General features: G+C 60.8%; 12 protein-coding genes. 5 read left to right on the top strand and 7 right to left on the bottom strand.

The window, feature by feature from the left end:
- The first annotated feature begins 19 nt into the window (after nt 1-19).
- Together ACZYTC_RS33575 and ACZYTC_RS33570 are read left to right on the top strand one after the other, a co-directional pair.
- A complete protein-coding gene (locus tag ACZYTC_RS33575) occupies nt 20-1636 on the top strand; it encodes a DHA2 family efflux MFS transporter permease subunit (RefSeq protein ID WP_434961214.1) in 1617 nt (538 codons plus the stop codon).
- Between the two features lie 281 nt (nt 1637-1917).
- Nucleotides 1918-2238, top strand: coding sequence for a hypothetical protein (locus ACZYTC_RS33570; RefSeq protein ID WP_488991693.1), 321 nt, complete (start codon nt 1918-1920; stop codon nt 2236-2238).
- Nucleotides 2239-2269: 31 nt separating this feature from the next.
- Here the strand turns inward: ACZYTC_RS33570 and ACZYTC_RS33565 are convergent, their stop codons facing one another.
- Nucleotides 2270-2713: a MarR family winged helix-turn-helix transcriptional regulator gene (locus ACZYTC_RS33565; protein WP_488991692.1), complete on the bottom strand. Its 444-nt coding sequence runs from the start codon at nt 2711-2713 to the stop codon at nt 2270-2272.
- A gap of 147 nt (nt 2714-2860) precedes the next feature.
- Between ACZYTC_RS33565 and ACZYTC_RS33560 the strand changes: the two genes are divergently transcribed.
- Nucleotides 2861-3619, top strand: a complete 759-nt coding sequence (locus ACZYTC_RS33560) for an alpha/beta fold hydrolase (RefSeq protein ID WP_488991691.1) — start codon at nt 2861-2863, stop codon at nt 3617-3619.
- A gap of 126 nt (nt 3620-3745) precedes the next feature.
- Here the strand turns inward: ACZYTC_RS33560 and ACZYTC_RS33555 are convergent, their stop codons facing one another.
- Nucleotides 3746-3931 carry a type 2 periplasmic-binding domain-containing protein gene (locus ACZYTC_RS33555; protein WP_434961218.1) on the bottom strand — a complete coding sequence of 62 codons (186 nt, stop codon included), beginning with the start codon at nt 3929-3931 and terminating at the stop codon, nt 3746-3748.
- 1 nt (nt 3932) lies between these two features.
- Here ACZYTC_RS33555 and ACZYTC_RS33550 point away from each other — a divergent pair, with 1 nt between their 5' ends.
- The gene (locus ACZYTC_RS33550; RefSeq protein WP_488991690.1) at nt 3933-4202 is read left to right on the top strand and encodes an NmrA family NAD(P)-binding protein; all 270 of its coding nucleotides are present in this window, start codon (nt 3933-3935) and stop codon (nt 4200-4202) included.
- A 160-nt stretch (nt 4203-4362) separates the two neighbouring features.
- Here the strand turns inward: ACZYTC_RS33550 and ACZYTC_RS33545 are convergent, their stop codons facing one another.
- The 3 genes from ACZYTC_RS33545 to ACZYTC_RS33535 all read right to left on the bottom strand — a co-directional run bounded on the left by ACZYTC_RS33545 (nt 4363) and on the right by ACZYTC_RS33535 (nt 7977).
- A complete protein-coding gene (locus ACZYTC_RS33545; protein WP_488991689.1) occupies nt 4363-5493 on the bottom strand; it encodes an NAD(P)/FAD-dependent oxidoreductase in 1131 nt (376 codons plus the stop codon).
- Nucleotides 5494-5652: 159 nt separating this feature from the next.
- On the bottom strand, nt 5653-7164 hold the full coding sequence (locus tag ACZYTC_RS33540; protein WP_488991688.1) for an amino acid ABC transporter permease/ATP-binding protein: 1512 nt from the start codon (nt 7162-7164) through the stop codon (nt 5653-5655).
- 60 nt (nt 7165-7224) lie between these two features.
- Nucleotides 7225-7977 (bottom strand): ABC transporter substrate-binding protein, encoded by a 753-nt coding sequence (locus tag ACZYTC_RS33535; protein WP_434961373.1) that lies wholly within the window; start codon nt 7975-7977, stop codon nt 7225-7227.
- Nucleotides 7978-8290: 313 nt separating this feature from the next.
- Here ACZYTC_RS33535 and ACZYTC_RS33530 point away from each other — a divergent pair, with 313 nt between their 5' ends.
- The gene (locus ACZYTC_RS33530) at nt 8291-9361 is read left to right on the top strand and encodes a LacI family DNA-binding transcriptional regulator (RefSeq protein ID WP_488991687.1); all 1071 of its coding nucleotides are present in this window, start codon (nt 8291-8293) and stop codon (nt 9359-9361) included.
- Between the two features lie 293 nt (nt 9362-9654).
- Here the strand turns inward: ACZYTC_RS33530 and ACZYTC_RS33525 are convergent, their stop codons facing one another.
- Both ACZYTC_RS33525 and ACZYTC_RS33520 read right to left on the bottom strand, forming a co-directional pair.
- Nucleotides 9655-10077 (bottom strand): hypothetical protein, encoded by a 423-nt coding sequence (locus tag ACZYTC_RS33525; protein ID WP_488991686.1) that lies wholly within the window; start codon nt 10075-10077, stop codon nt 9655-9657.
- A 1327-nt stretch (nt 10078-11404) separates the two neighbouring features.
- The gene (locus ACZYTC_RS33520) at nt 11405-12271 is read right to left on the bottom strand and encodes a D-psicose 3-epimerase (RefSeq protein WP_454817247.1); all 867 of its coding nucleotides are present in this window, start codon (nt 12269-12271) and stop codon (nt 11405-11407) included.
- Nucleotides 12272-12278: the final 7 nt, after the last annotated feature.

The following is a 12278-nucleotide window of genomic DNA, read 5'->3' as shown; positions in this document are numbered from 1 at the left end:
CAGCGGCCAGGAGGCTGCGATGTCTACCCAGACCCAGATCGTTGGGCTCGGCTCTTCTCAAGCCCAGCCTCTTGCGGCGAAGCCGGTCGAAAAGGCGAGTACAAACGCCTGGATCGCGGTGCTCGCCGCCATGATCGGCGCCTTCATGGCGATCCTCAACATTCAGATCACCAACGCCTCGTTGCTCAACATCGAAGGAGGCATCGGCACCGGCGTCGACAATGGTGCCTGGATCTCGACGTCCTATCTCATCGGCGAGATCGTGGTGATCCCCTTGACGGACTATCTCAGCCGCGTCTTTTCGTTCCGGCTCTACATGCTGGTGAATGTGGTGCTGTTCGCCCTGTTTTCGGCAGCCTGTGCCTTCGCCCATGATCTCGGCACGATGATCGCGTTGCGTGGTCTCCAGGGTTTCGCCGGCGGCGTGCTGATCCCCATGGCCTTCACCATGGTGCTGACCAGGCTGCCCAAGAGCCAGCAACCCATCGGGCTGGCCATGTTCGCCTTGTCGGTCACTTTCGCCCCCGCCATCGGCCCGACCATCGGCGGCTATCTCACCGAGAATTACGGCTGGCAGACCATCTTCTTCGTCAATGCGCCGCCGAGTCTGCTCATGTTCGTGGCGCTCTATTTCACGCTGGAAAAGAAGCCGATGCAGCTCTCTCTCCTCAGGGAGGGCGACTGGGCCGGTATCACCACCATGGCCATCGGGCTTGCAGCGCTGCAGACCGTGCTCGAGGAAGGTAACAAGGATGATTGGTTCCAGTCGACTTTCATCGTCAAGCTCGCCTTGATCGCAGGCCTGTTCCTGACCGCCTTCATCGTCATCGAGCTGACCGTCAAGAAGCCGCTGGTCCAGTTGCGCCTCCTGATACAGCGCAATTTCGGCATCGGCATCGTGGTCAACGTGCTGGTGGGCGTAGCACTCTTCGGCACTGTCTACATCTTGCCGCAATATCTGGGCCAGGTGCAGCGCTACAATGCCGAGCAGATCGGCCTGGTCCTGGCCTGGACCGGCCTGCCGCAACTCCTCATCATTCCGTTCGTGCCACTGCTGCTCAAGCATTTCGACGTGCGTTTCATCGCTTTCGTCGGCATCAGCATTTTCGCGGCAAGCGCCTTCATGAATGTCAACCTTTCGCTGGACAATGCCGGCGACCAGTTCTTCCTGCCCAATATCGTGCGCGCCATCGGCCAGGCCCTGGTGCTGACGCCGATCAGCGTGATCACCACCGCGGGCATCGCGCCCAGCGACGCCGGCGCGGCGTCGGGCCTTTCGAACATGCTGCGCAATCTGGGCGGCGCGGTCGGTACCGCCGCGCTAGGAACGGTGCTCACCAAGCGCGAGCAGTTTCACTCCAACATCATCGGCCAGTCCGTCACTTTGTTTCGAGACGAGGTGCGCGACAGGATCGATCACCTGACACAGTATTTCATGGCGCATGGCGTGACCGATGCCGCCCTTGCCCAGCACAAGGCGATCGGTGTGATCGGGGCGACCGTGCACCGCCAGGCGCTCATTCTGGGCTTTGGCGACACGTTCGCGGTGATTGGCACGGTGCTGGCACTCGCAGCGGTCGCGGTGCTCCTGACCCGGAAGATCCAGGCCGGCAATGGTGGCGGCGGCGCCCACTGAAACGAGCATGGGACTCAAGCATTGGCGCGGCACCGGCTGCGGGCTGAGTTCGCCAGGACCTTTCCATCGGTGCGGACACATCGTCTGGCCGTTTTAGCGGGCCTCGAACCCCTGTCAGGGGCGCGAGGTCCACTTTTGTGTGGCCGCTTGCCCACCGCGGATTGAGACCCGTGATCCAGCAATCCGCACAGGCTATATGACCAGAGTGAAGGCCAATCTTGTAGTATTCTATCAAATTGCCTGAGATTGGCTCACGACGCCGATAGGTCGGAGTAACGAAAATGGGGCAGACAAAGGACAAGATCTACGCAGCCTTGGTGAAGGGTGCGACGGACGGCCTTCGCGGTGATGCTCTCTACGACGGCGTGGCTGCCAAAGTGGCAAAGACCGATAATGGACGCGTTGTGCGGGCATTCATGCTGGCACTCAGCGACCCGACGCTAACCGATCGCAATGTTCTTAATGTCATCTATGCACTCGCGATCGAGCGGCGCCTGTTGGATCTGGGTGTGATGCCGTCTCGGCCCAAGCAGCGGCGCAAGAAGGAAAATGCCGCGAAAGAGACGGCAGCAATCCAGGCTATTCTTTCATCGCACAGCTGATGCGCTCGACCTCATGACCGCATGGTCCTTCCTAGGCGAGCGCCTGGCGCATGCCATCGCGCAGCTTCTGGACCTTATGATTGAGGTCGATCATCTCCGGCACGGTGAAGCCGGAATGCCTGAGCAAGGCATCGGTCAGGCAGCCTGTCCTGGTCCGTAGATTGCGACCTTTGGCGGCGAGGTGGACCTCCACCAGCCGCTCATCGGTGGTACTGCGCTTGCGCCCGAGAAAATCGGCCGCCTCCAGCCTCTTGACCGCCGGCGTAATCGTGCTCGGTTCCAGTGCCAGGCGCTCGGCGATCGCCGAGATCGTCAGGCCGTCCTTTTCCCACAACGTGCTCAGCACGAGATATTGGGTATAAGTCACGCCCAGCCCGTCCAGCATCGGCTTGTAGACCCGATTGATGGCGATCGAAGCCGAGTAGATCGAAAAGCAGAGCTGGCTGTCCAGCGGCAAAGTGGTGTCATCGGTCATGGCAGCCTCCACGAGAGCCTGGGGCAACGGCCCCGTTCCACGAAAATCATTATCGCGATAAAAAATATCTTTACAGGGAAATCGGGAGTGCGTATAGAATCATTATCACGATAATGATTGTCGCAACATATCACAGGGAGACCGAACATGATCAAGACCCTCACCGCCGCCGCTGCCATCGCCCTTTCCGCCAGCGCCCTCACCCCGGCCCATGCCGCCCCCGCCACCAGGAACGTCGTGCTTGTCCATGGCGGCTTCGTCGACGGCTCGGGCTGGCAGGGGGTCTACGACATCCTCAAGAAGGACGGCTACAACGTCACCATCGTGCAAAATCCCACCACCTCGCTCAAGGACGACGTGGCGGTCACCAAGCGGGCGATTGCCCAGCAGGACGGCCCGGTCGTCCTCGTCGGCCACTCCTATGGCGGCGTGGTTGTATCCGAAGCCGGAACCGACCAGAAGGTGAAGGCGCTCGTCTATATCGCCGCTTTCGCCCCGGACAAGGGCGAATCCGTTTCCAGCCTGATCGCCAACCCGCCGGCCGGCGCGCCCGTTCCGCCGATCCTGCCGCCGGTCGACGGTTTCCTGCTCCTCGACAAGGCCAAGTTCGCAGCTTCCTTCGCAGCCGACGTCGCCCCCAGGACCGCGGGCTTCATGGCCGACTCCCAGGTGCCATGGGGTGTCGAAGCACTCGCGGGCGCCGTCACCGTCCCGGCCTGGAAGGAAAAGCCCAGCTTCTATCTGGTCGCCACCGATGACCACATGATCCCCCCGCCTGCCCAGCGCCTGATGGCCAAGCGTGCCGGCGCCACCGTGGTCGAGACCAAGGGCAGCCACGCCGTCTATGTCTCGCAGCCCAGGGTCGTCGCCAAGCTCATCGAGCAGGCCGCCAACGGCACGAAATAACCGCAATCAGCCGAGCAAGACCCCCGACGCGCAAGCGGTCGGGGGTTTTTCCAGTACAGCGCGGATCGGGAGACGGCAAACCGCATGGCGAGCTTGCCCGTCGAAAGCCTCGGCCGCCGGCGCGGACTACGTCAATCCTTGTTCGCTGAGCAATTCGGCACGTATCCTGCCGACGACGGCATCGATGAAAGCCGAAACGGCCAATGGCAGGTGAGCCCGGTTGGGGTAGACGACGCTCATGGAGAGGTTGCGGCGCGTATATTGCGGCAGCACCGGCACCACTCGACCAGCCGCGAAATCGGCCGTCCCCACTATGGGAGCCGTCGCGGTTCGCCTCCTCGAGGACCCAGGTCGCTTTTCCGGCAAGCGCTTCGACCTCGCGGGCGACGAACTCACAGGCAACGGCGTCGTCGCCATCCTCTCGCGTGTCACCGGCCGCCCGTTCAGCTATTTCCAGGTGCCGCTGGACGTCATTCGTCAACGCATGGGTGAGGAAGGCGCCAAGATGTACGAGTGGTTCGACCGTGTCGGCTATGCGCCGGCCTCACGTGGAGAGCTCACCAACACTGTCAAATGGAGATGAAAATGGGTGGTCTCAACGGCAAGGTGGCGCTCGTCACCGGCGCTGGACGCGGCATCGGTCGTGCCATATCGAAGCCCCATTCATCGCAGCGAATATTGCAGCGCGGCGGCGAGCATCCGAACTCGTCGAACGCGACGAGTTTGGATGCTTCCTCTTCTACCTACCGCGCCGCGAAGCGTTCAGGGCGAAAAGTGGCGAGCATGGGATGCTCGGCGCCTGTTGCCACCTCGTAAGCAAGCAGTTCACCGACGATGAGGCCCAAGGTTGCTCCGCTGTGGCTAAAGACAACATAATAGCCGGGGATGGCCTCGAGGGCGCCCACCACCGGCTCGCCATCGCCCGGGATCGGCTTGCCGCCCACGTCAATGGAGGCGGCTTCAAGCTTCGGATTGCCCTCCATCACCTTGGCTGCCTCGGCCAGCAGAGCATCAACCACCGACCCGTCGACGTCATATCCGCCATCTGGACGGAGTTTCACCCCCTGGTCCGCCGCCCAGTCGGCGTCCAGCGAAAAGGTGCCGCCAAGCGCCGGTCTGACGGCGACTCGCGGCGTGTTGAGAACAGCGCGCAGCGGATGGACGAACGGCTTGGTCTGGACCAGTAATGCGACCGGGGTTCCGTCACCGATCGTCTGGCCGCTTTCCTCGACCATCCTCGGCACTGCAGGCCCGGTCGCGAGCACGACGGCGTCTGCCGGAAAGCGGTTGCCTGCGGCAGTTTGCGCACCGACCGCCCGGCCGTTCTCGACCAGGACGCGTGCCGCGCCCTCCTCCGTCACCAGCGCACCGCCTCGCGCAGCGAATTCCTCGAGGAGCACGCCGATCAAGGCTGGCAGATCGACCCAGCCTTCCCCCGGATTGAAGATCGCGCCTTGTGGCGTGATCGCGCTCGCATCGACGCCTGGCGTAACACGGGCGACCTCGCCAGCCGAAAGCCGCAGGGCGTCATAGCCGATGGAAACTTCATGGCAATATGCCGCCTCGATTTCGTTGCTCGTATCGTTGGCATCCCAGGTCAGGCCCCCTTCGAAGCGGAGCCAGTCCGCATTTGGAAACCTGACCGACAGCGTACGGTAACGGTCGATCCCGGCCATGCGCAGAAGGTGATAGGGTTCAGAGCGCATGCGGGCGGAATTCAGCCAGGAGAGCGAGCGGCCGGAGGCGCCGTTGGCCGGCGGACCATCATTGAGGATGGTGACGCGAATGCCACGCCGGGCGAGTTGCATCCCCGTGGAAACGCCAAAAATGCCGGCGCCAATGATGACGGCCGAGGTGATGGTGGTATCGGTCATAGTCGGGTCTTTCGATCAGCTAATCATGCGATGAAAATGACTGGGGCACCTTCCGGCGTCCGCAAGAGCCCCGCGTCGTCTGGGGGCCTTGAAGAACATCGGACTTTTCAAACGGCGCGGGTCATATGGCGATGTCATCGTGGGACTTTGGTCGAGCATTCACAGCACTTCGGCAAGGAAACGCTTGAGGCGCGGGCTTTGCGGGGTATCGAAAATGCTATCCGGAGGACCAGCCTCGACGATGCAGCCTTCGTCCATGAAGACGACCTGATCGGCAACACGCCGAGCAAAGCCCATTTCATGCGTGACGACCACCATGGTCATGCCACGCTTGCCGAGATCGGCCATCAGGTTGAGCACGCCCTTCACGAGTTCGGGATCGAGGGCGCTGGTCACTTCATCGAAGAGGATGACTTCTGGTTCCATGGCAAGTGCACGGGCAATGGCGACGCGCTGCTGCTGGCCTCCGGAAAGACCACCGGGCCGATGGTGTTGGCGGCTCGCAAGGCCGACATCCGCCAACCGCGCCTTGGCAATGCGCTCGGCCTCTTGCGCCGAAAGGCCTTTTATCCGGTTTGGCGACAACATGACGTTTTCCAGCGCCGTGTGATCCGGAAACAGGTTGAAATGCTGAAACACCATGCCGACGCGGCGGCGTAGTTTTTCCGGCTTCATGGCAAGGATGCTGCTGCCATCGAGCAGGATGTCGCCGCTCTTCGGCTCGACCAGACGGTTGAGACAGCGCAGCAGGGTCGACTTGCCCGACCCCGAGGGGCCAACGATGCAAGTGACACTGCCGGGCTTGACCGCAAGATCGACGCCCTTCAGCACCTCCAGTTCGCCATAAGCCATACCGAGGCCGCTCACGTCCAGGCTGCCTCCCTTGAAGACTGTGCTGATCTCGCCGCGCTTGACACCTTCCAACTCGCTGACTTCCTCCAGTCCACTGGAGACGGCCGTGGGCCGCTGTTTGCCAACGCGCAAGCGGTTGTCGATATAGTTGACCAGGTGGGTGAGCGGCACTGTTACGACGAGATAGAAAACTCCTGCAAGCAATAGGGGCGAGAGATTACCCGTAACCACCGCCTGGTCCTGGCCGACACGAAAAATCTCGCGTTCGGACGCAAGCAGGCCGAGAAAATAAACCAGGCTTGAGTCCTTCACATTACCTATGAACTGGTTGACCAGTGCCGGCAAAACGCGGCGCACGCCCTGCGGCACGACAATGAGCCGCATGCCTTCGCCGTAGCTCATCGACAAGGCCCGGCAGGCTTCCATCTGGCCGCGATCGACACTCTGGATCCCTGCGCGAAAAATCTCTCCGATATAGGCTCCAGCAATCAGGCTGAGCGCCAGAATACCGAGCGGATAAGGCGATGGGCCGAACAGATCGCGTCCGAGGCGGGCGAAACCCTGCCCAATCAGCAAGATGGTGACGATAGCCGGCAGACCACGAAAGACATCGGTGTAGACGCGGGCGGGAATGCGCAGCCAGGGTGAGCGCGAAATGCCCATGATCGCCAATACCATGCCGATCGCCACGCCCAGTACGGTGGAGGCTGCGGCCAGGATCAGCGTGTTCTTCAGGCCGACCGTGATCATGGTCGGCAGCACCTCGGCCATCGCATTCCAGTCAAGGAAGCTACGACGAAGGTTTTCAAGCCAGTTCATAGGGAAGTCCCTTGAATGAAAGACCGGTCCGGCCGGCGCGTTCGGACCGGCAAAGTGGCATCATGGCTTGGGAAGATAGTCGGCCGGCATTGGCGTGTCGGGGAACCACTTTTCGTGCAGTTTCTTCCAGGTGCCATCCTGCATGGCCTCATGCAGTGCTTTGTTCAGCGCAGTGCGCAGCGCATCATTCCCCTTCCGGATGACAAAGCCGGCCGGGGCGTCAAAACTCGGGATGTTGACCGCAACCTTCAAGGCCGGATAACGGGCCGAATAGTCCTTGGCCGCCTCATAGTCGAGGAAATGGGCGTCGATGGTGCCATTGTTGAGCGCTGCTACAGCCGAATTGTTGTCGGGGAACTTCACCAAGTCGGTCCCGGCGAAATTCTTTTCGGCATAAATTTCCTGCAGCGTGCCCTGCACCACGCCGAGACGCTTGCCTTTGAGACCGCTCGCATCGGTGATGCCGGCATCTGACGCCAACACACTGAGGAAACCTGCAAGATAGCCATCGGAAAAGTCGACGGTTTGCTTGCGCTTGTCGGTCGTGCCGATCGCTGCGGCAGCAATGTCGAAGCGGCCATTGGCGACCGAAGGCATGAGCGCGGAGAATTCCTGGCCGGTGAAGACGACCTGATCTTTCTTGTAGCCCATGCGCTCGGCGACATTGAGAAAGAGTTCGATGTCGAAGCCTGTAAAGCCGCCGTCGGCGGTGGTGAAGGCGTAAGGTTTAGCGTCACCCATGGTGCCGACGCTGATCGTCTTGGCATCGATGAGACCGAGCGGGTTGTCGTCGGCCAGCGCGGCTGAGGCCATGCCACCGGTGATGGCAAGCGCCAGGACCAGGACTGCGGTCCGTATCCGGCCCAGAATCCCGGGGGTTGTAGTTGCATGGGTCATCGGTCTTGTTCTCCTGCTCTGATGGTCATTTGCCGGACGGACAGACGCATAATCGTGCACCGGACTATGGTGCTCGGCCGTGCGTCCGGCCCTCCATCGCTTACCGCGCGGATGAGATATATTTTTTATATGATACCGGTCTCTTTTTAATTGAGACCGGTCTCTTTTGATTTTTAGATTGTTATATCTGCATTGACCGGTCGTCAATATGTCTTGTAAAGCTGAGGCCATGGATCAGGATCATGGCAAGGTGCCCTCCGTGACCGTCGCCGACGTGGCGCGCGTCGCCAGCGTTTCGAAAGCAACTGCGGCGCGTGTTCTGGGCGGATATGGCACGGTGAGCGACAAGGTAAGGATCAAGGTCCTTGCTGCCGCCAAGATGCTCGACTACCGGCCGAATGAGCTGGCACGCAGCATGACCACGGGTCGCTCCGGCACGATCGGCGTCGTGGTCGGCGACATCGAAAACCCCTTCTTCAGCTCGGCGGTGCGCGGCATCACCGATGTCGCACGCCTTGCCGGCTTCGATGTCATTCTCACCAATTCCGGCGAGGAGATCGCGGCGGAAAAGGCGGCGGTGAAGACACTGGTCGCCAAGCGGGTAGACGGGCTGATCGTTTCGCCCGCGCGCGACAACGATATCGAGCACCTACGCGATATCGAGCGCTCAGGTCGTCCGCTCGTCCTGCTCGATCGCGCCGTTGAAGGCCTATCCGTCGACACGGTGACCACCGACGATCGGCACGCCGCCGAGAGCATCACGCGCCGGCTTATCGCGCTCGGCCATCGCCGCATCGCCTATCTTACAGCCTCCGACACGCCGAACCATCGCTTCAGCAACCCGTTCGACATCAGTACCGGTTCCGTACGCCAACGCATCGAGGGCTTTCTCGGCATCTGTCGCGAAGCAGGCCTGGAAGGCATGGAAAGCTGGGTGCATGTAGGGGCAACCACGCCGGAACAAACGCACCGCATCGCGACCGCGATGCTCAAATCTTCGCAGCGCCCGACGGCGATCATCGCCTCAGACAGCGTGATCGGCCTCGAGGTGTTCAAGGCCCGCCGCGAACTGGATCTTAGCATTCCCGATGATTTGTCGCTGGTGTCGTTCCATGATGCTGACTGGACGTCCGTCACCACGCCCCCCATCACCGTCGTGCGCCAACCCGTCTATCGCCTCGGCGAAGCGGCCGCCAGGTTGCTGGTCGAGCGGTTGAACGGAAGCGACGTTGAGGCGAGACGCATCATCCTGCCGACGGAGATCGTTGAGCGTGCCTCTGTTGCCGTCGCACCTGCATAGACATTCCATACGCACTTGCGATCAAGCGCGACGACAGACTGTTTTGTTCGACGGCATAGCCATTGTCCGTTCTGGAGCTTCGCGGCGGCCCCTCCCCAACGAACTCTTCGATGGGGCCCGTCACGCTACAGCGCAAAATAAGTCGCGCAATGCGCAAAACTGCCATTCGAGATTCCCACCGCATGAGAAGGAACGGGCAGATCGGAATACTGCGCCTCCGCTTCCGGTTTGCAAGCGAGCTTTTGTTAGCAGCACCAACACGCCAGCCAATCCAGTATCGTATCGATCCAGCGTCAGAATAGGCGGTCAATTCCGACCACGCCCCCATCGCACGTATCATCTGGCTCGATCCCAAGAAATTCCATTCCCGTCGCATTGCCGATTTCGTCACGGCCTGTTGCCAGTCGAAGGCTGAAAGGCGGCGGCGCCTTCGGCAGGTTCAAAATGACCTTCCATCCTCCCGTTCGCATACACTCGTCATAGTCTGTCTGGCAGGTCTTTCCGGTGGCCGGGATCCTGAACCACTTGCCATAGGAGCCGCCATGCGCCGCGATCGCTGCATACTCATATTCGACGTCGGTGATATTGATGACGCACAGAATCCAGGCCGAGCCTGCGGGCACGGGCTTCGGCGGGTCATATGAGCGATCGATATCCGCATCCTGAATTATGAAATTGTCGTGGTTTGCTTTGCTTTGTAGCCGCTGCAAATTCATCGTCTTCTCCCTGTTCAACAGAACGCATGGTGCGTTTGCTGGCGGATTTGTCGTTGCGTGCTATGGACCCTGCGCTCCACGGGGCGGCAGGACGTTGGTGGCCTGTTTCGCGCCCGAGCAGGCCGGAGCGGTCAACCGAGATCAACCATCCGTCCGAGGTTTCCTCCTTCAAGGACACAGCGATATCCCTGCCCGCCGAAAGACAGGCGTTGTTGCACTGCCAGTTGCAAAGCAACACGCGTGCCAAAGCGAAAACGGTCGGCAATTCGCTTTGTTGCCGTGCCGTACCGACCAATATCGGACAGGTTGTCGTCTCCAGCTCGGACAAAACGTCCGAACATATCAAGGCGACGGCATTCGCGCGCCCGGCACGATTGGCACGCAGGGCGGCGGGTTCCGGAAGCGGTCCCGACCCTGTGGGGGCTCGAGGGGTTTCCGCATCGGCCCATAGCTTGGGTTCTCATATCGCTCGGTGACGCCTGGATTTGCGTTCGGATCATCGTGGCTTGCGGTCATGCACACCCCGGTTTGGCAGGACATTTTGTTCGTCGCCTGGGACAGATTGCCCGTAGCCACCATCCAACATTCCAGTAACTCTTTGATATTGCTTACCATGTTGAATGGCATGCGTCTTGCTGGCGTCTTGTCGATGGCCTTGAGCCAAGCATCGGCCCCACCAAACGATGGGCCGGATCAAATCGGCAAACGCAGCCGACAAGGTGCTGCGAAGACGGGGGGTGTCATGACAACCGATGCGGGCACACGAGAGGATATATTGTCTGCACCAAGAAGGGCCGGATTTCTCGATCGGCAAAGGATCGTCGCCAGGCCCGGCTTCAAGGCCCTGCTTCAAGGCCCTGCTTGCCTGGGCCGCCGTCGCCATCCTGCTTTTCTGGGGTCTGTGGATCACGCTAAAAAGCGTCGTTACATTGTTCTGAAGCTCGGCAGCATATGCGGCCGCCTTCCTGGCGGCCGCAATCCAGCGGCGGGAAGATCATGGTTTCTTGGAAGTCATGATCGGCGGACACCGAGAGGCCGAGATGGAACAGGCCCATGGCAAAGCCGCGGACTTGAAGGCCCTCGCGGCCTCCCGCATAGACGCTCACATGCCTGGCGGATGTTATGTCCGGACGGCACTGTCGACGGCAGCCTCGTCGAGCTTGTTGAGCGGCCCTGCCACTTCGGCGATCGCCTGTTGATGCAAAGTCATCGGCATGTCCTTCTCATCGTCCGTTGCTTCCAACGGATGAATGTGAATCGCATCCTGCCGAATGCCGGCCCCACAAGGTCAGGCGCCGTCCCGAACGAAAGCCAGCGACATTGCCAGTCAGCCGAGCACGAACCGCGAGAATTCCAGCGACCGGCGCGCATCCTCGTCCAGCCTGGCTTCATCCGCATTATTGCTCAAATCGCGCCAGACCTTGATGTCGTTGCCGACCTGGCCGCCCATCTTGACGAAGGGCTCCATCACGACCGCACCGCTGTAACCGATCTCGCGCAGTGCCGTCCCGATCTCGTGCCAAGGCAGACGGCCCGTGCCGGGAACGCGGCGATTATTTTCGCCGGTATGGAAATGACCGAGCAACGGCCCCGCAGTTCGGATGGCCTGTGCGAAACTGTCCTCCTCGATGTTCATATGGAACGTGTCGAGCATCACCTTGACGTTGGGCTTGCCAACTTCGCGAACGAAAGCCACCCCTTCTTCGGCGGTGTTGAGAACGTGGTTCTCGAACCGATTGAGCACTTCGAGGCACAGATTGATGCCGAGATTGCCGGCGAAATCGGCCAGACCCGCAATACCCTCAACGCCTCTCGCCCAATCCCCTGCCTTGTCAACGGGCTTGGAATAGTCGATCGGCCAGTAGGAATGGAGAGCGCCACCGATGACGTGGATGTCGAGCTTGGCGAGGTTCGTCAGCGTCTCCTCGAAAAAGGCCCGGCCTGCCTTCCTAACCGCCGGATCGGGGGAGGACAGGTTCCTCTCGCGGGACGGACCTATTCCCGCGGTAAGCGTGATCCCGTTCTCTCGAGCAGCGCGGGCAACTTCCGCAATGTGAGCCGGGCTATAGCTGTTCAGATGATGCGCTGCGATCTCGATCACATCGAAGCCGAGCCTGGCAACCTTCTCGACATATTTCAGGCAGTCCGCGCTCCACTCCTGTTCCCAGTACGAGTAGTAAATGCCGAACTTCATTTGTATC

This window comes from Labrys sp. F242, from assembly GCF_057813875.1.
The sequence above is the reverse complement of the archived record's forward strand: the minus strand, read 5'-3'. Positions and strand labels throughout refer to the sequence as shown.

Bases quoted from the DNA above. Each gene is read 5' to 3' on its own strand.
- ACZYTC_RS33520 (WP_454817247.1), bottom strand. From the start codon at position 12,271: ATGAAGTTCGGCATTTACTACTCGTACTGGGAACAGGAGTGGAGCGCG.
- ACZYTC_RS33540 (WP_488991688.1), bottom strand. From the start codon at position 7,164: ATGAACTGGCTTGAAAACCTTCGTCGTAGCTTCCTTGACTGGAATGCG.
- ACZYTC_RS33545 (WP_488991689.1), bottom strand. From the start codon at position 5,493: ATGACCGATACCACCATCACCTCGGCCGTCATCATTGGCGCCGGCATT.
- ACZYTC_RS33550 (WP_488991690.1), top strand. From the start codon at position 3,933: ATGGGAGCCGTCGCGGTTCGCCTCCTCGAGGACCCAGGTCGCTTTTCC.
- ACZYTC_RS33565 (WP_488991692.1), bottom strand. From the start codon at position 2,713: ATGACCGATGACACCACTTTGCCGCTGGACAGCCAGCTCTGCTTTTCG.
- ACZYTC_RS33530 (WP_488991687.1), top strand. From the start codon at position 8,291: ATGGATCAGGATCATGGCAAGGTGCCCTCCGTGACCGTCGCCGACGTG.
- ACZYTC_RS33535 (WP_434961373.1), bottom strand. From the start codon at position 7,977: ATGGCCTCAGCCGCGCTGGCCGACGACAACCCGCTCGGTCTCATCGAT.
- ACZYTC_RS33560 (WP_488991691.1), top strand. From the start codon at position 2,861: ATGATCAAGACCCTCACCGCCGCCGCTGCCATCGCCCTTTCCGCCAGC.
- ACZYTC_RS33525 (WP_488991686.1), bottom strand. From the start codon at position 10,077: ATGAATTTGCAGCGGCTACAAAGCAAAGCAAACCACGACAATTTCATA.
- ACZYTC_RS33575 (WP_434961214.1), top strand. From the start codon at position 20: ATGTCTACCCAGACCCAGATCGTTGGGCTCGGCTCTTCTCAAGCCCAG.
- ACZYTC_RS33570 (WP_488991693.1), top strand. From the start codon at position 1,918: ATGGGGCAGACAAAGGACAAGATCTACGCAGCCTTGGTGAAGGGTGCG.